This window comes from Streptomyces sp. A1136, from assembly GCF_004795055.1.
In the GTDB taxonomy this organism is placed as follows: Bacteria; Actinomycetota; Actinomycetes; order Streptomycetales; family Streptomycetaceae; genus Streptomyces.
In genome coordinates this window covers 47,950-70,018 of sequence record NZ_SSBJ01000032.1, presented here as the reverse complement: position 1 = coordinate 70,018, position 22,069 = coordinate 47,950, and the positions used below count along the sequence as shown (strand labels likewise).

Annotated in this window: 19 protein-coding genes; 8 read left to right on the top strand and 11 right to left on the bottom strand. The window is 73.4% G+C overall.

Going from position 1 to position 22,069, the window contains the following annotated elements:
* The first annotated feature begins 97 nt into the window (after positions 1-97).
* Entirely contained in the window at positions 98-1,162 is a 1,065-nt protein-coding gene (locus E6R62_RS27610; RefSeq protein WP_136216201.1) for an NAD(P)-dependent alcohol dehydrogenase, read from the top strand.
* 95 nt (positions 1,163-1,257) lie between these two features.
* On the opposite strand, the gene msrA is transcribed toward E6R62_RS27610, so the two are convergent.
* From msrA to E6R62_RS27590, 4 genes are all read right to left on the bottom strand, one after another.
* The gene (msrA, locus tag E6R62_RS27605) at positions 1,258-1,929 is read right to left on the bottom strand and encodes a peptide-methionine (S)-S-oxide reductase MsrA (RefSeq protein WP_136216200.1); all 672 of its coding nucleotides are present in this window, start codon (positions 1,927-1,929) and stop codon (positions 1,258-1,260) included.
* Between the two features lie 85 nt (positions 1,930-2,014).
* The gene (locus tag E6R62_RS27600) at positions 2,015-3,097 is read right to left on the bottom strand and encodes a hypothetical protein (RefSeq protein ID WP_136216199.1); all 1,083 of its coding nucleotides are present in this window, start codon (positions 3,095-3,097) and stop codon (positions 2,015-2,017) included.
* Complete coding sequence (locus E6R62_RS27595; protein ID WP_136216198.1) at positions 3,097-4,695, bottom strand: M48 family metallopeptidase; 1,599 nt, start codon at positions 4,693-4,695, stop codon at positions 3,097-3,099. Before E6R62_RS27595 ends, E6R62_RS27600 begins: the two co-directional genes overlap by 1 nt.
* 267 nt (positions 4,696-4,962) lie before the next feature.
* Positions 4,963-6,069 (bottom strand): hypothetical protein, encoded by a 1,107-nt coding sequence (locus E6R62_RS27590; protein ID WP_136216197.1) that lies wholly within the window; start codon positions 6,067-6,069, stop codon positions 4,963-4,965.
* Positions 6,070-6,260: 191 nt separating this feature from the next.
* On the opposite strand from E6R62_RS27590, the gene E6R62_RS27585 reads away from it, so the two are divergent.
* Positions 6,261-7,418, top strand: coding sequence for a cystathionine gamma-synthase (locus E6R62_RS27585; RefSeq protein WP_136216196.1), 1,158 nt, complete (start codon positions 6,261-6,263; stop codon positions 7,416-7,418).
* Positions 7,419-7,498: 80 nt separating this feature from the next.
* Here the strand turns inward: E6R62_RS27585 and E6R62_RS27580 are convergent, their stop codons facing one another.
* From E6R62_RS27580 to E6R62_RS27570, 3 genes are all read right to left on the bottom strand, one after another.
* Positions 7,499-7,753, bottom strand: coding sequence for a hypothetical protein (locus E6R62_RS27580; protein WP_136216195.1), 255 nt, complete (start codon positions 7,751-7,753; stop codon positions 7,499-7,501).
* Positions 7,750-8,199, bottom strand: a complete 450-nt coding sequence (locus E6R62_RS27575) for a sigma factor-like helix-turn-helix DNA-binding protein (RefSeq protein WP_136216194.1) — start codon at positions 8,197-8,199, stop codon at positions 7,750-7,752. Before E6R62_RS27575 ends, E6R62_RS27580 begins: the two co-directional genes overlap by 4 nt.
* 81 nt (positions 8,200-8,280) lie before the next feature.
* Complete coding sequence (locus tag E6R62_RS27570; RefSeq protein ID WP_136216193.1) at positions 8,281-8,802, bottom strand: MarR family winged helix-turn-helix transcriptional regulator; 522 nt, start codon at positions 8,800-8,802, stop codon at positions 8,281-8,283.
* Positions 8,803-9,160: 358 nt separating this feature from the next.
* On the opposite strand from E6R62_RS27570, the gene ilvA reads away from it, so the two are divergent.
* Positions 9,161-10,393 carry a threonine ammonia-lyase gene (gene ilvA / locus E6R62_RS27565; RefSeq protein ID WP_136216192.1) on the top strand — a complete coding sequence of 411 codons (1,233 nt, stop codon included), beginning with the start codon at positions 9,161-9,163 and terminating at the stop codon, positions 10,391-10,393.
* A 159-nt stretch (positions 10,394-10,552) separates the two neighbouring features.
* Here ilvA and greA read toward each other — a convergent pair whose 3' ends face one another.
* Both greA and E6R62_RS27555 read right to left on the bottom strand, forming a co-directional pair.
* Positions 10,553-11,050 carry a transcription elongation factor GreA gene (greA, locus tag E6R62_RS27560; RefSeq protein ID WP_136216191.1) on the bottom strand — a complete coding sequence of 166 codons (498 nt, stop codon included), beginning with the start codon at positions 11,048-11,050 and terminating at the stop codon, positions 10,553-10,555.
* A gap of 146 nt (positions 11,051-11,196) precedes the next feature.
* On the bottom strand, positions 11,197-11,607 hold the full coding sequence (locus E6R62_RS27555) for a DUF4307 domain-containing protein (RefSeq protein ID WP_136216190.1): 411 nt from the start codon (positions 11,605-11,607) through the stop codon (positions 11,197-11,199).
* Positions 11,608-11,740: 133 nt separating this feature from the next.
* Between E6R62_RS27555 and mca the strand changes: the two genes are divergently transcribed.
* Both mca and E6R62_RS27545 read left to right on the top strand, forming a co-directional pair.
* Positions 11,741-12,622 carry a mycothiol conjugate amidase Mca gene (gene mca, locus E6R62_RS27550; protein WP_136216189.1) on the top strand — a complete coding sequence of 294 codons (882 nt, stop codon included), beginning with the start codon at positions 11,741-11,743 and terminating at the stop codon, positions 12,620-12,622.
* A 2-nt stretch (positions 12,623-12,624) separates the two neighbouring features.
* On the top strand, positions 12,625-12,846 hold the full coding sequence (locus E6R62_RS27545; protein WP_136216188.1) for a hypothetical protein: 222 nt from the start codon (positions 12,625-12,627) through the stop codon (positions 12,844-12,846).
* Positions 12,847-12,997: 151 nt separating this feature from the next.
* Here the strand turns inward: E6R62_RS27545 and E6R62_RS27540 are convergent, their stop codons facing one another.
* On the bottom strand, positions 12,998-16,243 hold the full coding sequence (locus tag E6R62_RS27540; protein WP_206308856.1) for a tetratricopeptide repeat protein: 3,246 nt from the start codon (positions 16,241-16,243) through the stop codon (positions 12,998-13,000).
* A 265-nt stretch (positions 16,244-16,508) separates the two neighbouring features.
* On the opposite strand from E6R62_RS27540, the gene E6R62_RS27535 reads away from it, so the two are divergent.
* The gene (locus tag E6R62_RS27535; RefSeq protein WP_136216186.1) at positions 16,509-18,563 is read left to right on the top strand and encodes a thioredoxin domain-containing protein; all 2,055 of its coding nucleotides are present in this window, start codon (positions 16,509-16,511) and stop codon (positions 18,561-18,563) included.
* Between the two features lie 67 nt (positions 18,564-18,630).
* Here the strand turns inward: E6R62_RS27535 and E6R62_RS27530 are convergent, their stop codons facing one another.
* Positions 18,631-19,314, bottom strand: a complete 684-nt coding sequence (locus tag E6R62_RS27530; RefSeq protein ID WP_136216185.1) for a hemolysin III family protein — start codon at positions 19,312-19,314, stop codon at positions 18,631-18,633.
* Positions 19,315-19,534: 220 nt separating this feature from the next.
* Between E6R62_RS27530 and E6R62_RS27525 the strand changes: the two genes are divergently transcribed.
* Positions 19,535-21,364, top strand: a complete 1,830-nt coding sequence (locus E6R62_RS27525; protein WP_136216184.1) for a phosphoenolpyruvate carboxykinase (GTP) — start codon at positions 19,535-19,537, stop codon at positions 21,362-21,364.
* Positions 21,365-21,606: 242 nt separating this feature from the next.
* The gene (locus E6R62_RS27520; RefSeq protein ID WP_168714202.1) at positions 21,607-22,047 is read left to right on the top strand and encodes a hypothetical protein; all 441 of its coding nucleotides are present in this window, start codon (positions 21,607-21,609) and stop codon (positions 22,045-22,047) included.
* Positions 22,048-22,069: the final 22 nt, after the last annotated feature.

Genomic DNA, 22,069 nt, shown 5'->3' with positions numbered 1-22,069 from the left:
ACCGGCGGTCCTATGCTCCGCAGGGGGCTGGGAGGGAGCCGCCGCCACGGGCAGGGTGGTGGGTACCGCACCAAGGAACCCCCAGGAGAAGCAGCGCATGTCCGCCACTCAGCACACCCCGCTCACCCAGGTCGCCGCGTACGCCGCCCCCGCACCCAAGGCTCCGCTGGAGCGCACCACCGTCGCGCGCCGCGCGGTCGGCGAACACGACGTCCTGATCGACATCAAGTACGCCGGCATCTGCCACTCCGACATCCACCAGGTGACCGACGGCTGGGGCGAGGGCATCTACCCGATGGTGCCGGGCCACGAGATCGCCGGCGTGGTCACCGAGATCGGCGCGGGCGTCACGAAGTTCGCGGTCGGCGACCACGTCGGCGTCGGATGCTTCGTCGACTCCTGCCGGACCTGCGAGCACTGCCTGCGTGGCCAGGAGCAGTTCTGCGTCCGGGGCATGACCGGCACGTACAACTCCCTCGACAAGGACGGGCAGCCCACCTACGGCGGCTACTCCACGCACATCGTCGTCGACGAGAACTACACCGTCCGCATTCCCGACGGTCTCGCCCTCGACGTCGCCGCCCCGCTGCTGTGCGCGGGCATCACCCTCTACTCGCCGCTGCGGCACTGGCAGGCCGGCCCCGGCAAGAAGGTCGCGATCGTCGGCCTCGGCGGGCTCGGGCACATGGGCGTGAAGATCGCGCACGCTCTCGGCGCGGAGGTCACCGTCCTGTCCCAGTCGCTGCGCAAGAAGGAGGACGGTCTGCGGTTGGGCGCCGACCGCTACTACGCGACGAACGACGAGACGACCTTCGAGGAGCTCGCCGGCACCTTCGACCTGATCGTCTCCACCGTCTCGGCCCCGCTCCCCCTCGACGCCTACCTCGGCCTGCTCAAGGTGGACGGCGCCCTGGTGAACGTGGGCGCCCCGGAGGAGCCGGTCTCACTGAACCTGTTCTCGGTCATCGGCGGCCGCAAGACCGTCGCCGGCTCCATGATCGGCGGCATCGCCGAGACGCAGGAGATGCTCGACTTCTGCGCCGAGCACGGTCTGGGCGCGGAGATCGAGATCATCGACGCCGACGGCATCAACGAGGCGTACGAACGGGTCCGGGCGAGCGACGTCCGCTACCGCTTCGTCATCGACACCTCCACCATCTGACCGGCCCGCGCCGACCCGGTGCCGGCCCGCCCGCCCCGGGGCGGGCGGGGCCGGCGCGGACCCGGGCCGTCACACCGCCCGGATCGCGGTGCGGCTCACTCGCTCCCGGGAGCGGCGGCTACGCCGATGGGGCAGGAGACGCCCGTGCCGCCGATACCGCAGTAGCCGCCCGGGTTCTTGTCCAGGTACTGCTGGTGGTGTGCCTCCGCGGGCCAGAACGGGCGGTCCGAGGCCGGCAGGACGGCCGTGGTGATCTCACCGTGGCCCGAGGCGGTCAGGACGCGCTGGTAGGCGGCGCGGGACGCCTCGGCCTCCGCCTGGTGGGCGGGGGAGTGGGTGTAGATCGCCGAGCGGTACTGGGTGCCGACGTCGTTGCCCTGGCGGAAGCCCTGGGTGGGGTCGTGGGACTCCCAGAACAGCTTCAGGAGGGTGGCGTAGGAGACCTGCGAGGGGTCGAAGACCACCCGGACGACCTCGGTGTGGCCGGTCAGGCCCGAGCACACCTCCTCGTACGTCGGGTTCTCCGTGTAGCCGCCCTGGTATCCGGCCAGGGTCGTCCACACCCCCGGGGTCTGCCAGAACTTGCGCTCCGCGCCCCAGAAACAGCCCAGCCCGAAGTCGGCCACGGCGAGGTGCGCGGGGTAGGGGCCGGCGAGCGGATTGCCGAGCACCGTGTGCACGGAGGGCACGTCGAAGAGGGGCCGGGGGCGACCCTTGAGGGCCTCCTCGCGGGTGGGGAGCTCGGGCGTACGGCGGTACGAGAACATGGATTCCCTCCTAGTGGTCTCCCCTCAACGACCGGGGACGGGCCCGGATTCCCGCCCCCGCCCCGGCCCCGTTGGTCCCGAACCGTCAGGCTGCCGCCTCCCGCACGCAGAGGTCCCGGGTCCGCACGTACCGCGACCTGCTGTCCGCGGCGTACGTCCACGGCGTCGCCCCGATGTACCCGTCGACGGCACGGAACTGCTCGACGGCCTCCGCGTAGCGGCCCTGCCAGTGCAGGTTCCATGCCAGCATGTGCCGCACCCGGGTCACCCGCCGGTCCGCCGGGTCCGCCGCGGCCACGTCCGCGAGCGCCGCGTCGGTCGCCGCGACGACGTGTGGCCGCTGGTAGAAGACCTCCGGGGCGAGGCCCGCCTCGGACATCTCGTGCTCCAGGTACGCGATCAGCGGCAGCAGGGACAGCAGGTCGCCGGGGGCGCCGGACGCCGCCGAGGCCTTCGCGAAGGCCTCGGCCTCCGCGTGCGAACCGCGCCACTTGCGACACCAGTACTGCAAGGCGCCGGTGTGTGCCGACAGGACCTTGGGGTCCCGCTTGACGATCTCCGCCCACAGCCGCCCGTACTGCTCGTGCGGGTACCCCAGCGCCATCGCGACCGGCTGTTCCAGCATGTACGGCACCGGGTCCGCCGGGTCCGCCAGCCGCCGGGCCTCGGCGATCACCTCCTGTGAGGAGGCGATCAGCCGGTGGAAGAGGCGGAACTGCTCCTGCGTGGTGTGCTCGGCGCCCAGCGATCCGCGCACCTGCCACGCCACCAGCACCGAGGTGTCCGCCTGGACCGCGGCCGCCGACGGGTCCTCGGGCCGCCGCGCCCGCCAGGCCAGCAGCCAGGCGTCGTCCTCGGCGGCCAGGTCGGCGAGGTCCCGGACCCGCCGAAAACGCTCGTCCCAGTCCTGCCCGGCGGCGTCCAGCCAGGCCGCGCCGGCCTCCCAGTCACCCGCCCGTACGGCGTCCAGCACGGCCACGTCACCCGGCTCCGGCGGGGTGCCGTGGTCGGTGTCCAACCGGTCGGCGGGGAGGAAGCCGAGCGCGGTCGCCGCGTTCGGGTCCACGGCGCGGCGCCGCGGGCCGGCGCCGGCCCCCGCCTTGCGTGCGCGCAGCAGCTTGAAGGCGCCGCCGAGCAGCATGACGCCGAGAATGATCAGGCCGAGCATCAGAGGTGCACCAGCTTCCGCAGGGGTTCGGTGTCGGGCAGGTCCGCGACGACCGCGTCCAGGGCGGCCTCCAGCCGCTCCTCGAAGTCGCCGGCCGGGTAGCGCAGGGTGGCCGAGTCGGACCAGGACAGCTGCCACCGGGCCTCGTCGCGGGCCGTCAGTTCGACCGTGACCAGCTGGTTCAGGGCGCGCCGCAGCGCCGGCCGGGCGAACTCGCGGGCCGCGCGCCCGGTCGCGGACGCCGCCTGCTCGGACTTCGGGAAGTGGTCGGCGATGCGCCAGCGCACCGCCGGATCGGCGTCGACGGCGTCCAGCAGCGACCGCAGGTCCGGCCCGCCGCCCTCGGCGGCCACGGCCGCGCGGATGTCCCGGGCGCCCTCGCCGACGTAGTGGGCCATGCTGTCGTGGACCAGGTCCTCCCAGTCGACCCGCTTCATGGCGAGGGCCTCGGGCGTGAGGACCGCGTGTTCCACGGCGGTCAGCGTGGTCCGGGCGTCGGTGAGCAGTTCCAGCGCCGGGCGGGAAGGCCGCGCGCCGCGGCCGTCGTCCGGCAGGGCCTCGATACGGGCGACGCGTTCGGCGAGCGCCGGGTGGGAGTCGTACGGGGACGTCGGCTCCTGCGGCAGCTCGCGGCGCAGATCGTCCAGCTCCTCCGCGCGGGCGTCGAGCAGCCGGCGCAGACCGCCGAAGACCTGGCCCGGGGGCGGCAGGAGCCGGGCGCCGACGCCGAGGGTGGCGTAGGAGTCCATGTAGAAGTCCTGCGCCGGGCCGATCGCGTTGAGCTCGCGCAGCGCGGAGGCGGTGGAGTCGCGGCCGGCGACGCGCACCGCGGCCAGGTCGGCGGCGAGCTCCTGGCGCCGGGCGCCGGAGAGGGTGGCGCGCTGGTAGAACTTCCCGTACCCGGTGTAGATCGCCGCCATCGCGCGGTACATGACGCCGTCGCCGGTGGTGTCGATCTCCTTGGCCTTCTTGCCGGCCGCGATCCGCCGCTCGGCCTTCTTCTCCTGTCGGGCGCGCTCCTTGGCGACCTTGGCGTCGGCCCGGTCGTGGAAGTGACCGACGGTTCGCAGCAACTGGGTGCGCCCGCGCGCGATCAGCGGGGTGAGGCGGGTGTCGAGGTTGGCGTAGTGGCCCATCTCGTGGGCGAGCACGGCGCGCAACTGCATCTCGTCCAGGCCCGTCATCAGGGGCAGGCCGATGTAGAGGCGGCGGGCGCCGGGCCGCAGCCCGAGCAGCCTGGCGTCCTCGCTGACGCCGGCGTTGGCCTCGGCGATCAGCACGATCTCGTCCGGGGCGCGGGTGCCGACCTGCTCGGCGATCTCCCGCACCGTCCGCCACAGGACCGGTTCCCGCCCCTCGGTGACGCTGACACCGGGGAGCGGATCACCCGTGGGCGTGCGGAGCATGAACATGCCGCGCACGATCGGCACGGCGAGGACGAGCGACAGCAGCACGAGCTTGATCGCGGCCAGGCCGTGCAGGCCGGAGGCGACGACGGCGATGTCGATGCCGGCGAGGACGGCGAGCAGGACGAGGCCGAGCAGATAGAAGCCTGCGAGCAGGACGAGGGCGCGCAGAGCGCGCAGTGAAGCGCCCATATGGACAGATCCCCCCACGGGATGAGAGCGGCGCGGCCCGGTCGACGGCGCGCGGCCGTGATGCGTGTGCGTGTGTGAGTACGTGCCTGCCGCGCGCCGGATCGGCAGCGGCCGCCCCCAGCGGTTCGCGGGGAGATCACGACGGGCATCATGCGGCCCGGACGTCACTCAGCGCAACCGTTTAGGACACCCGGACCGTCCGGACCCGGGCGCGGGGCCCGGGCCGGACGCCCTCGGTGGGGTCGGCGCTCTCGGTGGGGTGGGAGCTCAGTGGGGGAGGGTGGCCGGGGAGCCGCCGTTGGCCTCGTAGCCGGCGACCGCCAGGGCCCGGTGGATGGCGTACGCCCCGGCGGGGTCCGCGGCGGTCGACCAGGGCAGGGCGCCCACGTAGCCGTCCACGTGCCGCACCTGCTCCATCGCCTCGGCCCAGCGCTCCATGCCCACCAGGAACCACAGCAGCATGTGCCGTACCTGCGGGAGCATCGGGTCGTCCGGGCGCGCCGACGCCACCGCGTACAGCGCCCCCTCCACCGCACGGGTCACCACCGCGCTGCGCCAGAACGTCGAGACGAGCACCACCTCGGGCAGGTGCTCGTACACCGCGAACAGCGGCAGCGCCGCCAGCAGCGAGCCCCGCGGGGCGCGGGCCGCCGCCGCGTGCGCGAACGCGTCGGCCTTCTCCCGGGAGCCGTGCCACTTCTCGCACCAGTAGTTCAGCGCGGCCAGATGTGCGCCCATGTGCGCGGGCGCCACGTCGATGATCTTCGCCCACAGCGCGTCGTACTCCGCCTCGGAGTACCCCAGCCCACGGCCGACCGCCAGCTCCGTGATGTACGGGACCGGGTCTCCGGGAGCCAACAGCGCCGCCCGGCCGCAGGACTCGCGGGCCTCCTCCAGGATGATCCGGTGATCGGTCGAGCCCACCCCGCCCGACTGTCGCCACGCCTGCTGGACCAGCAGTTCCGCGTGCACCTGGGCGCCGCCGGCGTCCTTCGGCGCGTCCAGCCGCCATGCCTTGAGCCACTGCGCGCCCCCGCCCGGGTGCTCCGCGAGTTCCAGCGCCGCCGCGCCGCCGAAGGCCTGGACGCGCTGCAGGCGCAGCTCCCCGGCCGCCGGGGTGCCGGCCAGCAGTTGCGAGGCGGCCTGCCAGCCGCCGGTGCGGCGCACGTTCTCCAGGGCGTCCATCAGGTCCGGGTCGGGACCGGGCACGCGCACGTCGAGGTGTTCCTGCCGGTCGAATCCGTAGTTCGCCGGGTCGGCGGCGTCGGGGCTGCCGGGCGCGACCAGTCGCAGACCGCCGCGCCTGCGCCGGATGTACGGACCGAGGGCGGCGACGATCAGCCCCATCGCGATCAGGAACCACAGAATCTCCATGGGCCCAGCGAACCAGACGCACCCGGGCGAAGGCGAATGCCCGCCGGGAGCCTCCGGGAGCGCCTCGAACCCCGCCGGGCCCGCGTGAAACCCGCGCCCGCCCCCGCCGGATCCCGGCGGACCCCGGCGACCCCGGTGGGCCTCCCGGGCCGGGGAGGCCCCGTGGTGCGTGTGGGGCTTAGCATCTGCCCATGAGCGACGACAGCCACGAGCACCAGAGCTTCGAGACCCGCGCGATCCACGCGGGCAACACGGCGGACCCGCTGACCGGCGCGGTCGTGCCCCCGATCTACCAGGTCTCCACCTACAAGCAGGACGGCGTCGGCGGCCTGCGCGGCGGCTACGAGTACAGCCGCAGCGCCAACCCGACCCGCACCGCCCTGGAGGAGAACCTCGCGGCGCTGGAGGGCGGCACGCGCGGTCTCGCCTTCGCGTCCGGGCTCGCCGCCGAGGACTGCCTGCTGCGCACGCTGCTGGCCCCGGGCGACCACGTGGTCATCCCGAACGATGCCTACGGCGGCACGTTCCGCCTCTTCGCGAAGGTCGTCTCCCGCTGGGGCGTCGAGTGGTCGGTGGCCGACACCTCCGACGCGGACTCCGTCCGCGCGGCGCTGACCCCGAAGACCAAGGTCATCTGGGTCGAGACCCCCTCGAACCCGCTGCTCGGGATCACCGACATCGCGATGGTGGCCGACATCGCGCGCACCGCCGGGGCCAAGCTGGTCGTCGACAACACCTTCGCCTCGCCCTACCTCCAGCAGCCGCTGGCCCTGGGCGCCGACGTGGTCGTGCACTCGCTGACGAAGTACATGGGCGGTCACTCCGACGTCGTCGGTGGCGCCCTCGTCACCGCCGACGCGGCGCTGGGCGAGGAACTGGCGTACCACCAGAACGCGATGGGCGCCGTCGCAGGCCCCTTCGACTCCTGGATCGTGCTGCGAGGCATCAAGACCCTCGCCGTCCGCATGGACCGGCACGCCGAGAACGCCGCCAAGATCGTCGAGGTGCTGCGACGCCACCCGAAGGTCACCAAGGTGCTCTACCCGGGCCTGCCCGAGCACCCGGGCCACGAGATCGCCGCCAAGCAGATGCGCAACTTCGGCGGCATGATCTCCTTCCAGGTCGAGGGCGGCGAGGAGGCGGCGGTCGCCGTCTGCGACCGCGCCAAACTGTTCACCCTGGGCGAGTCCCTGGGCGGCGTCGAGTCCCTCATCGAGCACCCGGGCCGGATGACGCACGCCTCCGTCGCCGGGTCGGCGCTGGAGGTCCCCGCGGACCTCATCCGCCTCTCGGTCGGCATCGAGAACGCCGACGACCTCATCGCGGACCTGACCCAGGCCCTCGGCTAGGCCCCGTCACGGGGACGTGTTCGCGCGGTCCCGGCTGCAACGCCGGGCCGTCGCGGCGAACGCGCGGCGCCGGGCGGTGGTCACCAGCCCTCCAGGGGCGGGGAAACACCGCTCGGCGGCGTCGCCCACGGGCGGGTCAGGGCGGCCCACACCGTGAAGGCCGCGGCCGCCGCGAGGAGCACCGCCCAGCCGAACCGTCGCAGCGCCCGGTAGCGCCGCAGCAGTCGGGCGCCGCGGGCCGCGGCAGCCGCCGCCAACCCGGCCGGCACCGGCGGGTGCGGACCCTCCAGCAGCCGCCTGACCTGGTCCTCCTTGGGGTCCCGGAAGCCGCTCACGCCACCTGCCCCCCGTCGGTCGGCGCGGCGCGCAGCTTGGCGAGGGCCCCGGCCCGCAGTGCCTCCACGCGCTCGGGCGGCAGCCCGAGCTGCGCGGCCGTGACCTCCTCCGCGACGCCCTCGTAGACCCGTAGCACCAGTACGAGCCGCTCCTGTGGGCTCAGCCGGGCGAGGACGCCACCGCCGCCGGGGTGCCGCCAGGCGGTGCGGGCGTAGGCGGCGCACAGCTGACGGCGCGTGAACTCGTACGGGTCGTCCGCGCGCAGCCTGCGCCAGTGCGCGTACGTCCGGGCCAGCGCGCCCGCGAGGAGCCGGCGGGCGGTGGGCGGGTCGTCCTCGGGCTCGCCCGTCAGCAGGACCGCGACGTGCAGCAGTCGGCCCGCCGCGCCCGCGACGAACGCCTCGAACTCCGCGAAGGGCCCCGCCCGGTGGTCCACAGCCGCCATGGGCCACATAGTGCGGCCGGGGGCACCATCCGGGTCAAGGGGTGGGACGGGGCGGGATGCGCGCGCTCCCGCCCGACGGGTTCAGGACGCCGGACCGGCGTCCACCACGGAGGCCATCAGCTCCGACAGCGACACGTTGAACCGGGTCAGCAGCGAGGTGAACGCCTCGCGCTCCTCCTCGGTCCAGTCCCGCGTCACCCGGGCCATCAGCTCGCGCCGCGAGGAACGCACCTCTTCCAGCCGCGCCAGCCCGCGCGGGGACAGCGCGAGCACCACGGCCCGGCCGTCCTCGGGGTGGGAGGTGCGCTTGACCAGGCCGCTGTCGACGAGCGGGGCCACCTGCCGGGTGACGGTGGAGGAGTCGATCCCCATGCCGCCCGCGAGCGCCTTGACGCCCATGGGCCCTTCCAGGTCGAGCCGGTTCAACAGCAGGTAGGCGGCGCGGTCCATCGAGTTGCGGGCCTGGCCCACCCCACCGAGACGGGTCTGCTCCGCGCGGCGGGCGAAGACCGCCACCTGGTGCTGGAGCGCGTCGAGGAGACCGGCTTCGGCGGGCGTTTCGGCCGCCGTGGGCAGGTCGGAACTGGCCGGGATGGAGGGCATGGCCGTGGGCTCTCTTCGCGTGGGTCCGACAAGGATGGTGGACAGAGTACGCGGCCACACGGCGGCTCGTACGCCCTGTACGAGAACTGATACGGGCACCGCCGACCACCGCGCCGGCCCCGTCCCGCATGGCGAGATATCGCCCTCTCCCCGTGGGATCGGTTCAGGGCCGGCCGCACCCGACGAGGGGGCGATCCCCTCGCCCGCGGCCTTCGCCCCGCACTCACCCCGCCCTCACCCCGAACCCTCGCCGACCCTTCGCCGGGCCCTTCGCCGGGCCTTTCGCCGGGTCACGGGGCCGGCCCGGGCCGCTCCTCGCGGGCCAGCCGCCGGGCGCGCCGGCTGCGAGACTGGCCGCATGAACTACCGCGTTCCCCAGCCCGTACCGCAGGTCATCCTCGACGACGTGCGGGGTGCCCAGAAGATGCTGTCGGGCGTCTCGCGGATGACCCCCGTGGAGGGCAGCCGCCACCTTTCCGCGCTGACCGGCTCCCCGGTCCACTTCAAGTGCGAGAACCTCCAGCGGACGGGTTCCTTCAAGCTGCGCGGGGCGTACGTGCGCATCGCCGGACTGCGCCCCGAGCAGCGGGCGGCCGGCGTCGTCGCGGCCAGCGCGGGCAACCACGCTCAGGGCGTGGCCCTGGCCTCCTCGCTGCTCGGGGTCCGCTCGACGGTGTTCATGCCGGTCGGCGCGCCCCTGCCCAAGGTGGCCGCGACCCGGGAGTACGGCGCCGAGGTGCTGCTGCACGGCCAGGTCGTCGACGAGACCCTCGCCGCCGCGCAGGAGTACGCGGACCGCACCGGGGCGGTGTTCATCCACCCCTTCGACCACCGCGACATCATCGCCGGCCAGGGCACGGTCGGCCTGGAGATCCTCGAACAGTGCCCGGAGGTGCGGACCATCCTGGTCGGTGTCGGCGGCGGCGGGCTCGCCGCCGGGATCGCGGTCGCGGTCAAGGCGCTGCGCCCGGACGTACGGGTCGTCGGCGTCCAGGCGGCCGGCGCGGCCGCCTACCCGCCCTCGCTGAAGGCCGGGCATCCGGTGTCGATCGAGCGCCCGGTCACGATGGCGGACGGCATCAAGGTCGGCCGGCCCGGCGACGTCCCCTTCCGGATCATCGACGAGCTGCTCGACGAGGTCCGTACGGTGTCGGAGGACGCGCTGTCCAGCGCCCTGCTGCTGTGCCTGGAGCGGGCGAAACTGGTGGTCGAGCCGGCGGGGTGCAGCCCGGTGGCCGCCCTGTTGAGCGAACCCGAGCTGTACGGCGGCGGTCCGGTCGTCGCGGTGCTGTCCGGCGGCAACATCGATCCGCTGCTGCTCCAGCGCATCCTGCGCCACGGCATGGCGGCGGCGGGCCGCTACCTGTCCCTGCGGCTGCGCGTCACGGACCGACCGGGGGCGCTGGCCGGGCTGCTGGGAGTGCTGTCGGTGGTCGACGCGAACGTGCTGGACGTGAGCCACGTACGGACCGACCCGAGGCTCGGCCTCACGGAGGTGGAGGTCGAACTGCACCTGGAGACGAAAGGGCCGGAACACTGCACGGAGGTCGCCCGGTCGCTCCACGGCGCGGGCTACAAGGTCATCGGCTGAGGCGTGTCGCGAGACTCCCGCCCGGGCCGGTGCGGGTCCCGCCCGGGCCGGGGCGGATGCCGCCCGCCGACGGCGCGGCCGTCGGCTCGCGCGGATACACGGACGCCCGGCCGGATGGTCCGGCCGGGCGTGCGCGCATGTCCCGATGAAGGGGGGTGATCAGCCGGTGAACGGCTTGACGTCGAGGATCTTGACGGCCGCCTTCTTGCCGTTGGGCAGCTCGTACTCGGCGTTCTCGCCGATCGTCTTGCCCATCACGCCCGTGCCCAGCGGCGACTGCGGGGAGTACGTCTCGAAGTCCGAGGACGCGTACTCGCGCGAGGCCAGCAGGAACTCCATGGTGTCGTCCTCGTCGCCGTCGAAGGCGATCTTTACGAGGGTGCCGGGGGCCACCACGCCGTCGGAGGCGGGCGCCGTGCCGACCTTGGCGTTCTCCAGCAGCTGCGTCAGCTGGCGCACGCGCAGCTCCTGCTTGCCCTGCTCCTCCTTGGCCGCGTGGTAGCCGCCGTTCTCCCGGAGGTCGCCCTCTTCGCGCGCGGCCGCGATCTTGGCCGCGATCTCCGTGCGGGCAGGACCAGAGAGGTAGTCCAGCTCCGCCTTAAGCTGGTCGTACGCCGCCTGGGTCAGCCAGGTGACGCTCTCGCTCGTCTGGGTCACGGGTGCTCCTCGTCGGTACAGGGGACTACAAGCCGCCAGCGGCGGACGAAACCACGAGCCTAACAATTCGGGAAGAAAAGGGGGAGGACACCTTCCGTATGAAGTGTGTCATCGCCGGTCACGGAGCCCCCCGCGCACCGGCCGGATCAGCGTGCGGCAGCCGCCTGGCAGCCCACCAGCTCCACCATCGTCGCGCGTCCCGTGGTCTTGAGCGAGACGACCTCGTCCACGCGCGTGTCGCGCTGCGCGAAGGTGAAGTCGGCCCGGCCCACCTCGCCGTGGTCCTTGTCCTGGGAGCTGAGCGTGCACACGCCGGTGACGGAGGCGTCCTTGCGGACCTCCAAGTGGACCTTGACCTCGCTCGCGGAGACGATCCGGAACTTGATCACCTCGGCGCTGACGCTCTGCCCGGCCACGTAGTCCCAGCCGATCCAGCCGACGACGCCCAGCAGCGTCACCCCGAGCACCGAGCCGACGATCTTGAGCTTCCGGTCCGCCCGGTCGTCCGCCGTACGGCCGTACCGGCCCTCGGGCACTCCCTCGCGCACCGTGCTCATCGACCGATCCTTTCGAGAGGGCCCAGCGGGCCGGGGAGCGGCACCGCCGCCGGATCCCACCCCAGGAATTTTCCGTCCCCCGATTCGGTCACTATAGAAGCCTTCGCCCTGACGAATCACAGAGGATCCTGTCTTGACCGAGCAGCTTCGACTGATGGCCGTCCATGCCCACCCCGACGACGAGTCGAGCAAGGGCGCGGCCACCATGGCCAAGTACGTGTCCGAGGGGGTGCCCGTGCTGGTCGTGACCTGCACCGGGGGCGAGCGCGGCTCGATCCTGAACCCCAAGCTCCAGGGTGACAAGTACATCGAGGAGCACATCCACGAGGTGCGCGCGAAGGAGATGGACGAGGCGCGCGAGATCCTCGGCGTCGAGCAGGAGTGGCTCGGCTACGTCGACTCCGGGCTGCCCGAGGGCGACCCGCTGCCGCCGCTGCCGGAGGGTTGCTTCGCGCTCGCCGACGTCGACGAGGCCGCCGGTCGGCTGGTGAGGAAGATCCGCGCCTTCCGGCCGCAGGTCATCACCACGTACGACGAGAACGGCGGGTACCCGCACCCCGACCACATCATGACCCACAAGGTCACGATGGTCGCCTTCGACGGCGCGGCCGACACCGAGAAGTACCCGGAGGCCGAGTTCGGCCCCGCCTACCAGCCGCAGAAGCTCTACTACAACCAGGGCTTCAACAAGCCGCGCACCATCGCCCTGCACGAGGCGCTGCTCTCCCGCGGCCTGGAGTCCCCCTACGGGGAGTGGCTGGAGCGCTGGAAGGAGTTCGAGCGCAAGGAGCGGACGCTGACCACGCACGTCCCGTGCGCCGACTTCTTCGAGATCCGTGACAAGGCGCTCATCGCGCACGCCACGCAGATCGACCCCGACGGCGGCTGGTTCCACGTCCCGATGGAGATCCAGAAGGAGGTCTGGCCCACCGAGGAGTACGAGCTGGCGAAGTCGTTCGTGGACACCACCCTCCCCGAGTCCGACCTCTTCGCGGGCATCCGGGAGAATGCATAGCCATGAGCGCTACGCAGGCAGCAGTCACCCAGCTCCTTCCGCTGGCCGCCGACACCTTCGACAAGAACAAGGTGACCCCCGGGCTCCTCGGGTTCATCGTGTTCGCCGCTCTCGCCCTCGGGGTGTGGGGCCTGATGAAGTCCATGAGCCGGCACATGGCCCGGGTCGACTTCCAGGAGGCGCCCGAGCCGGTCGCCCCCGCCCCGGAGAGCCGCACGCCGTAGCCGCCCCGCGTCGCCGGGTGCCGTGACCGGGCCGACTCGGTCACGGCACGGCGCGGTCAGCTCCGCGCCGGTCACCGCAGGACGGTCACCCCACGACCGTCACGGCGGCGGCAGCCACGCCGGTGCGCGGTCACGGCGCGGCCTCGCGTCGTCACGGCACGCGGACGCCCATGATCTCCCGGGAGTGGAGGTTCGGCACCAGGCCCAGGCGCCAGGCCTGCCAGCCCTCCGCCGGGTCCACGCCCCGGCCCAGGATCACCGCGTAGGAGTCCAGGCAGTCCGCCAGCCGGCCGTCCCGCAGCGGATGCGGGGCCGCCGACAGCCGGGCCAGTTCCGCCGCGGCCTGCTGGGGGTCGGCCGGGGCCGACGGCACGGCGTACGGCAGCAGCGTGCAGCGCAGGAAGCGGGCCCAGTCCTCGCCGCGCAGGTCCCCGTACGACACGAACAGCCGCGCCGCCTCCTCGCACAGGACCAGTGCCTGCGACAGCCGGCCGTTGCCCGCGTCGATCACCGCCAGCTCCAGGCAGGTCCACCCCTCCCCGTGCGCCAGCCCGATCCGCCGGAAGTCGGCGCGCGCGTCCACCAGCAGCTGTCGGGCGAAACCGGAGTTGCGCAGGTTCCCCGTCTGCGCCGCCCGCTGGTCGCGGGTCACCCGGCCCGAGTGGTGACGGGCGTGCGCCAGCCCGTACACGTCCCGCATCCGCGAGAACATCGCCCGGGACCGCTCCAGCTCCCGCACCGCCGCGTCCCGCTCCCCGCCCTCCTCCAGCGCCTGACCGAGGTAGTACAGCGTCCACGCCTCGCCCCGCGCGTCCTCCGCGAGCCGATGGCGGGCCAGCGCGTCCCGCAGCCGCTCCAGCGCCGGCTGCGCGTCCCCGGCGACGACCCGGGCCCGGCCCAGCTGGGTCAGCGCCCACGCCTCACCGCGGTCGTCGCGGGTGCGCCCGTACAGCTCCAGGGCCAGGCGCAGCTCCGCCTCCGCCCGCTCCACCGCGTCCAGGCGCAGGTGGACCTGCCCCAGCTGGAGGTGCGCCCACGCCTCGCCGTGCACGCTCTCGCTCTCCCGGTGCAGCGCGAGCGAGCGCTCCAGCAGGGACAGCGCCTCCGCGAGGAGCCCCCGGTCACGCTCCACCGCCGCGAGCGCGTGCAGCCCCCACGCGCGGTCGCCCGCAAGGTCGTCCGCCTCCTGTAGCGTCAGCGCCTCGCGCAGCCGGGCCGCCGCCTCCGGGAGATTGCCCTGGTGGTGCAGCGTGATGCCGAGGGAGACCAGCGCCATGGCCGCGCCCGCCTCCTGCTCGGCCTCCATGTACTGGTCGACCACCGACGTCAAGGTGGTGCGGGCCTTGTCCAGGTCACCGAGCTGGCGCGCCGCGATGCCCGTACGCCACTGCACCGAGCGCGCCAGCCGGCCGCCCGGGCCGGCCCGGCCGCCCTCCACGGCCCGCGCCAACTCGTTGATCTCCCCCAGCCGGTAGAGGTCCCCGCGCAGCAGGCAGAAGTCGCAGAGCGCGCCCAGCAGGGCCAGGACCGCCTGCTGGTCCACGTCCTGCGCGTGCCGCAGCGCCGCCGTGATGAAGCTCGACTCGTCGTCCAACCAGCGCAGCGCCGCGTCGAGGGAGGCGAAGCCGTGGCCGCCGAAGTGGTGGGCGCGCGTCGACGTCTTCCCGTCGACCATCCGGATCACCGAGTCGGCCAGTTGCGCGTAGCCCAGGATCAGCCGCTCGTGCGCGGCCGCCGCCAGGGCCCGGTCCTCGTCGGCCGCGAGCCGCGCCGCCGCGTACGCGCGCACCGCGTCGTGCATCCGGTACCGCTCGCCGCGCACGTGGTCCAGCAGCCCCGCGTCCGCCAGTTCGCGCAGCATCCGCCCGGCCTCCACCGGGTCGGCGTCGATCAGCGCGGCCGCCGCCGACGGGCCGAGCGAGGCGCGCCCGGCCAGGGTGAGCCGCCGCAGCAACCGCCGCCGCTCCTCGGGCAGGCGTACGTAGGCCAAGGCCAGCGCCGCTTCGAGTCCGCCGCCGGCCGGCCCCGGCACCGGGCCCAACGGGGCCAGCACCCGCAACGCGAGCGGCAGCCCGGCTCCGAGTTCCAGGAGGGCCGCCTCCGCTCCCTCGTCGTACGGGGCGCCGCCCGCGGCCTCGACCGACGCCCGGACCAGTTCGGCGGCCTCCGGCCGGGCCAGGCGCGCGACCGGCAATTGGTGCACCCAGGCCGCGAGGTCCCGCGGCAGCTCCAGCGGGCCGGGCGCCGTCACCAACACCAGGCTCTCCGAACGCTCCGGCACCAGCGCGCGGACCTGCGCCGGGTCCACCGCGTCGTCCAGGACCACCGTCACCGGCTGCCCCTGGAGGTGTTGGTGGTACAGCTCGCCCAGCCGCCGCACCTGTTGCTCCGCCGACGCGCCCTCACGGAACAGCAACTGCTCGCGCGGGGCGCCGAGCCGGTTCATCAGGTGCAACAGTGCCTCACGGGTGGGCAGGGGGGCCTGGCCCGCCTCCGCCGCCCCACCCCGCAGGTCCACCACGCACGCGCCCCGGAACTGGTCCCGCAGCGCGGCCGCCGCGCGCAGCGCCAGGGCCGTGCGGCCCGAACCCGGCTCCCCGTGCAGCACCACGACCACCGGCCGGGTCTCGGTACCGGCCCGCGCCGCCTGGACCCACCGTACGATCCGGGCCAGCTCCTCCCGCCGCCCCGCGAACACCGGCTCCGCCTGGGGGAGCTGCCCGAAGGACTGCTCCAGCGCGGCGCGTCGACGGGCCTGCGCGCTGCGGTCCGTGCCGCGCAGCGCGGGACCGCTCCCGCCCGCGGGCTGCTTGGCGAGGCCGACGACACCGCCGGCCGCCCCGACCGGGCCGCGCGAGCCGGTGCGGCCCGCCGCCACCAGCCGTTGCTGCTCCAGGAAGGGGCGTATCCCGCGTACCTCCAGCACCGAGAGCCAGTGGAGCCGCAACTGCTCGGCGCCGCCCGGCCGACCCGAGACGCCGGCCCGCCGGTTCGCGGCCGGCAGGTGCAGCGCCGTCACCTTGGCCACCGTCGCCGCGGCCCCCGCGACGCCCGCGACGAGGCCCGCGCTGAGGGCGGTACCCGCCGTCACGCCGAAGGCCAGGTCGGCGCCGGCGGCGGCCGCCGCGGCGACACCGGTCACCAGCAGGGCGGTGGAGGTGTTCGCCCGGCGGAAGGCCTCGGCCAGGGACTCCTCCCCGGCCGCCGCCTCGTCCAGCGCCCTTACGTACGCCTCGTACTCCTCGGCGGCGGCCTCGGCGATCCGGTCCAGCGCCTCCCGGCCCCGCGCGAGCAGCGCCGCCTTGTCGACGGGCGCCCCCGCCGTCGCCCGCCGCGCCTCCTCCTCCACGGCCCGCTCCAACAGTCGCTCGGCCTCACCGCGATGGCTGTCCCGCATCGGCGTCCCCTCAGAGAGCTCCGGCAACGAGCCCCAAGTGTCCTGCGCGACATCCGCGAGGGCGAGCAATCTGAGCTAGTTCAGAGGGAGTTGGCGTCCGCGACCGCCGCCGCGCGCATATATCCGCGGGATGGCCCGCGCCGGTCGGGCGAGCCCTTCCGGGTGCGGCGACCGCACCCCCCGGTACGGCGCGGGGTCCCCGAAACGGCGGGCCCGGGGGCCCCGTCACCGGGCGGGCGGCGTCGCTTGCGGCAGGATGGGCCCCATGTCGAACCGCCTCGCGAACGAGACCTCGCCGTACCTGCTCCAGCACGCCGACAACCCCGTCCACTGGTGGCCCTGGTCGTCGGAGGCCTTCGAGGAGGCGCGGGAACGCGGCGTGCCGGTGCTGCTGAGCGTCGGGTACGCGAGCTGCCACTGGTGCCACGTCATGGCCCACGAATCGTTCGAGGACGAGTCGACCGCCGCCTACATGAACGAGCACTTCGTCAACATCAAGGTCGACCGCGAGGAGCGGCCCGACGTCGACGCCGTCTACATGGAGGCCGTCCAGGCCGCCACCGGCCAAGGGGGCTGGCCCATGACGGTGTTCATGACCCCCGACGCCGAACCGTTCTACTTCGGGACCTACTACCCGCCCGCGCCGCGGCACGGCATCCCCTCCTTCCCGCAGATCCTCGAAGGCGTCAGCACCGCCTGGGCCGAGCGCCGCGAGGAGGTGGCCGATGTCGCGCAGCGCGTCGTACAGGACCTCGCCGGACGCAAGCTCGACTACGGGATGGCCGGCGTCCCGGGCCCTGAGGAGCTCGCGCAGGCGCTGCTCGCCCTGACGCGCGAGTACGACGCCGCGCGCGGCGGGTTCGGCGGCGCCCCGAAGTTCCCGCCGTCCATGGTGCTGGAGTTCCTGCTGCGCCACCACGCCCGCACCGGCTCCGAGGGCGCCCTCCAGATGGCGGCCGACACCTGCGAGGCCATGGCCCGAGGCGGGATCTACGACCAGTTGGGCGGCGGCTTCGCCCGGTACTCCGTGGACCGGGACTGGGTGGTGCCGCACTTCGAGAAGATGCTCTACGACAACGCGCTGCTCTGCCGGGTCTACGCGCACCTGTGGCGGGCCACCGGGTCAGACCTCGCGCGGCGCGTCGCGCTGGAGACCGCCGACTTCATGGTCCGTGAGCTGCGCACCCGCGAGGGCGGTTTCGCCTCCGCACTGGACGCGGACAGCGAGGACCCGGCCACCGGCAAGCACGTGGAGGGCGCCCACTACGCGTGGACCCCCGCGCAGCTGACCGAGGTGCTCGGCGAGGACGACGGCCTCTTGGCCGCCGTGTACTTCGGGGTGACCGACGAGGGGAACTTCGAGCACGGCACGTCCGTGTTGAGGCTGCCACAGGACGGCCCCGCCCTCGACGCGGGGAAGGCCGCCGGGATCAGGGAGCGGCTGCTCGCCGCGCGGTCGCGCCGCCCCGCGCCCGGCCGGGACGACAAGGTGGTCGCCGCCTGGAACGGGCTGGCCATCGCGGCGCTCGCCGAATGCGGGGCGTACTTCGATCGGCCCGACCTGGTCGAGCGGGCCACCGAGGCCGCCGACCTCCTGGTCCGGGTGCACATGGACGGCAAGGCCCGACTGGCGAGGACCAGCAAGGACGGCCGGGTGGGCGCCAACGCGGGGGTGCTGGAGGACTACGGCGACGTCGCCGAGGGCTTCCTGGCGCTCGGCGCCGTCACCGGAGAGGGGGTCTGGCTGGAGTTCGCCGGGTTCCTCCTCGACCTGGTGCTGGACCGGTTCACCGCCGAGGACGGCTCGCTGTACGACACCGCGCACGACGCCGAGCAGTTGATCCGTCGCCCGCAGGACCCCACCGACACCGCCGCGCCCTCGGGCTGGACCGCCGCCGCCGGGGCGCTCCTGTCGTACGCCGCGCACACCGGCTCCGAGGCGCACCGCACGGCGGCCGAGCGGGCCCTGGGGGTGGTGCACGCCCTCGGTCCGCGCGTGCCGCGGTTCATCGGGCACGGGCTGGCGGTCGCGGAGGCACTGCTGGACGGGCCGCGCGAGGTGGCCGTCGTCGGGCACCCGGACGACCCGGCGACGGCGGCCCTGCACCGGACGGCGCTGTTGGGGACCGCCCCGGGGGCGGTCGTGGCGGTGGGCCCGCCGAGGCGGCCGGACGGCGGCGGCGGCGAGTTCCCGCTGCTGGCCGACCGCGCCCTCGTGGACGACCGGCCGACCGCGTACGTCTGCCGGCACTTCGTCTGTGCGCGGCCCACGACGCGGCCGGCCGAACTCGCGGAGCAGTTGGGTTCGGTCACGTCCTGAGCGCCGCGCCGGTCCGCCGGTCCGCCGGTCCGCCGAGTCGGCGGACCGGCCGGGCGGGTCCGGGTCGCTAGTGCTGGTACGCGGCGATCGAGATGCCGATGTAGTGGGCGACGAACGCCGCGAGGGTCAGCGAGTGGAAGACCTCGTGGAACCCGAAGAAGCGGGGGGAGGGGTTGGGGCGCTTCATCCCGTAGATGACACCCCCCGCGCTGTAGAGCAGGCCGCCGGCGATCACGAGGACCAGGACGACGATGCCGCCGGTCCGCAGGAAGTCGGGCAGGAAGAAGACGGCCGCCCAACCCATCGCTATATAGCAGGGCGTGTACAGCCAGCGCGGTGCGCCGACCCAGAAGACGCGGAAGGCGATCCCGGCCGCCGCGGCGATCCACACCGCCCACAGGAGCGTCCGTCCGGAGGAGTCCGGGAGGAGGAGCACCGTCAGCGGGGTATACGTCCCCGCGATGATCAGGAAAATGTTGGCGTGATCGAGCCGCCTCAGCACGGCCTCGCCCCGCGGCCCCCAGGTGCCGCGGTGGTAGACGGCGCTCACTCCGAAGAGCAGGCAGGCCGTCAGCACATAGACCCCACAGGCCACTCGGGCCTTGGTCGTGTCGGTGAAAGCCATCAGGACGAGGCCGGCGACCACCACGGCGGGGAACATTCCGGTGTGCAGCCAACCGCGCATGAGCGGCTTGAGCTCCGCGGGGCCCTCGGGGGCCGTTTCGGCCACGACGGCAGCGTCAGAAGTCATACCGCACATGCTACCTACGCGTCCGTAGGTTTCCGTTAGTGCGCTTTACGGAAGATTGACGCGAGTGGCGATGCTCACGTGAGAAGCCCTCTGGACATATGCGCATACGCACCGGATGATCAGATGAGTGCGGTCGGCACCGGATGAGCGGAGCGCGAAGCGTCCGGGTCGCAGCCCCCACGGGGCATACACCAAACAAACCCCTCAACAAGGAGCAATCGTGGCGCGCGACAACGCGGCTCCCACCACTTCCATCCCGACGAACCACACGGAGCTCATTTCCTGGGTCGACGAGATCGCGGCCCTCACCGAGCCGGACCAGGTCGTCTGGTGTGACGGCTCCGAGGCCGAGTACGAGCGCCTGTGCGAGGAGCTCGTCTCCAAGGGCACGTTCAGGAAGCTCGACCCGGCCAAGCGCCCGAACTCGTACTACGCCGCCTCCGACCCCTCCGACGTCGCGCGCGTCGAGGACCGTACCTTCATCTGCTCCGAGAAGGAGGAGGACGCGGGCCCGACCAACCACTGGAAGGCCCCTTCCGAGATGAAGGAGCTGTTCGCGGGGGAGAAGGGCATCTTCCGCGGCTCCATGAAGGGCCGCACGATGTACGTCGTGCCCTTCTGCATGGGTCCCCTCGGCTCCGAGCTCTCCGCGATCGGCGTCGAGATCACCGACTCCGCCTACGTCGCGGTCGCCATGCGCACCATGACCCGCATGGGCAAGGCCGTCCTCGACGAACTCGGCACCGACGGCTTCTTCGTCAAGGCCGTCCACACCCTCGGCGCCCCGCTCGCCGAGGGCGAGGCCGACGTCCCGTGGCCGTGCAACACCACCAAGTACATCTCGCACTTCCCGGAGACCCGCGAGATCTGGTCCTACGGCTCCGGCTACGGCGGCAACGCCCTGCTCGGCAAGAAGTGCTACGCGCTGCGCATCGCCTCCGTCATGGCCCGCGACGAGGGCTGGCTCGCCGAGCACATGCTGATCCTCAAGCTCACTCCGCCGCAGGGTGAGGCCAAGTACGTCGCGGCCGCGTTCCCGTCCGCCTGTGGCAAGACCAACCTCGCCATGCTGGAGCCCACGATCCCCGGCTGGACGGTCGAGACCATCGGCGACGACATCGCCTGGATGCGGTTCGGCGAGGACGGCCGCCTCTACGCGATCAACCCCGAGGCCGGTTTCTTCGGTGTCGCGCCCGGCACCGGCGAGCACACCAACGCCAACGCCATGAAGACGATGTACGCGAACACCGTCTTCACCAACGTCGCGCTCACCCCGGACGGCTCCGACGTGTGGTGGGAGGGCATGACCGAAGAGGCGCCCGCGCACCTCGTCGACTGGAAGGGCAACGCCTGGACCCCGGAGAGCGACACCCCGGCGGCCCACCCCAACGCCCGCTTCGCCGTCCCGGCCTCGCAGTGCCCGACGATCGCCCCCGAGTGGGAGGACCCCAAGGGCGTCCCGATCTCCGCGATCCTCTTCGGCGGTCGCCGCGCCTCCGCCGTGCCGCTGGTGACGGAGTCCTTCGACTGGAACCACGGCGTCTTCATCGGCTCGAACATCGCCTCCGAGAAGACCGCCGCCGCCGAGGGCAAGGTGGGCGAACTGCGCCGCGACCCCTTCGCCATGCTGCCGTTCTGCGGTTACAACATGGGCGACTACATGGGGCATTGGATCAAGGTCGGCGCCTCCGCGGACCAGGCGAAGCTCCCCAAGATCTACTACGTGAACTGGTTCCGCAAGAACGACGCGGGCAAGTTCGTGTGGCCCGGCTTCGGCGAGAACAGCCGCGTCCTCAAGTGGGTCGTGGAGCGCCTCGACGGCAAGGCCGAGGGCGTCGAGACCCCCATCGGCATCCTGCCGACCGTGGACTCCCTCGACACCGAGGGCCTCGACCTCCCGGCCGAGGACCTGGAGTTCCTGCTGACGGTCGACAAGGAGGTCTGGCGCGACGAGGCCGCCCTGGTCCCCGAGCACCTGAACACCTACGGCGACCACACGCCGAAGGAACTGTGGGACCAGTACCACGCGCTCGTCGAGCGCCTGGGCTGATCCCACCCCTTCCCGCCCGACCAGGACCGGACCCCGGTCCCGCGGGCAGGTCGTGAACGTCCGCCGACGGCGGGCCTCCGTTTCCGGAGGCCCGCCGTCGCACGTTTGCGGAGGGAAGTGTCCGGGTTTCCGCGCCGGTTCGGGTGAACGCCGGCCGTCCGGGCGGTCCCGCCTCGAAATGCTGTGTGAACCTGCGGGTGCTGGTGGGCCGCGCGGGCGGCGGGGAGGATCGGGCCATGGGCGTGAGCGCGTTGAAGTGGCAGGGCTGGCTGGTCGGCCTGGTGGTGGTGGCCGGGCTCCTGGTGTTCGCCCCGCTGGGGCTGTACGTGTGGGCGAGCGGCGGCGGGTCCGGCGCGGCGTCGCCGCAGCGGCCGGCGGCGCAGGACGTACGGGTCGCCTCGTGCCGGGTCGAGCCGGCGAGCCGGCGGGTGGTGGCGTCGGTCGAGGTGACGGGCGGCGCCGCGGCCGGTGGTACCGGGGGCGGTGGGGCCTACGTCGTCACGGTCGAGTTCCGCGAGAGCGCGGACCCGGCGCCGGGGGCCCGGGCGGCCCAGGCACTGGTGCGGGTTCCGGGAGTGGCCCCGGGGGCGACGGAACGCGGCGAGGCGGTCGGCCCGGTGTGGCCTGCCGCCAAGGTCCCGTGGTGCGGGGTGGCGGCGGCGCAGTTCACCCCGTCACCCTGAGGGTGTGTGGCGCCCGGTCCGG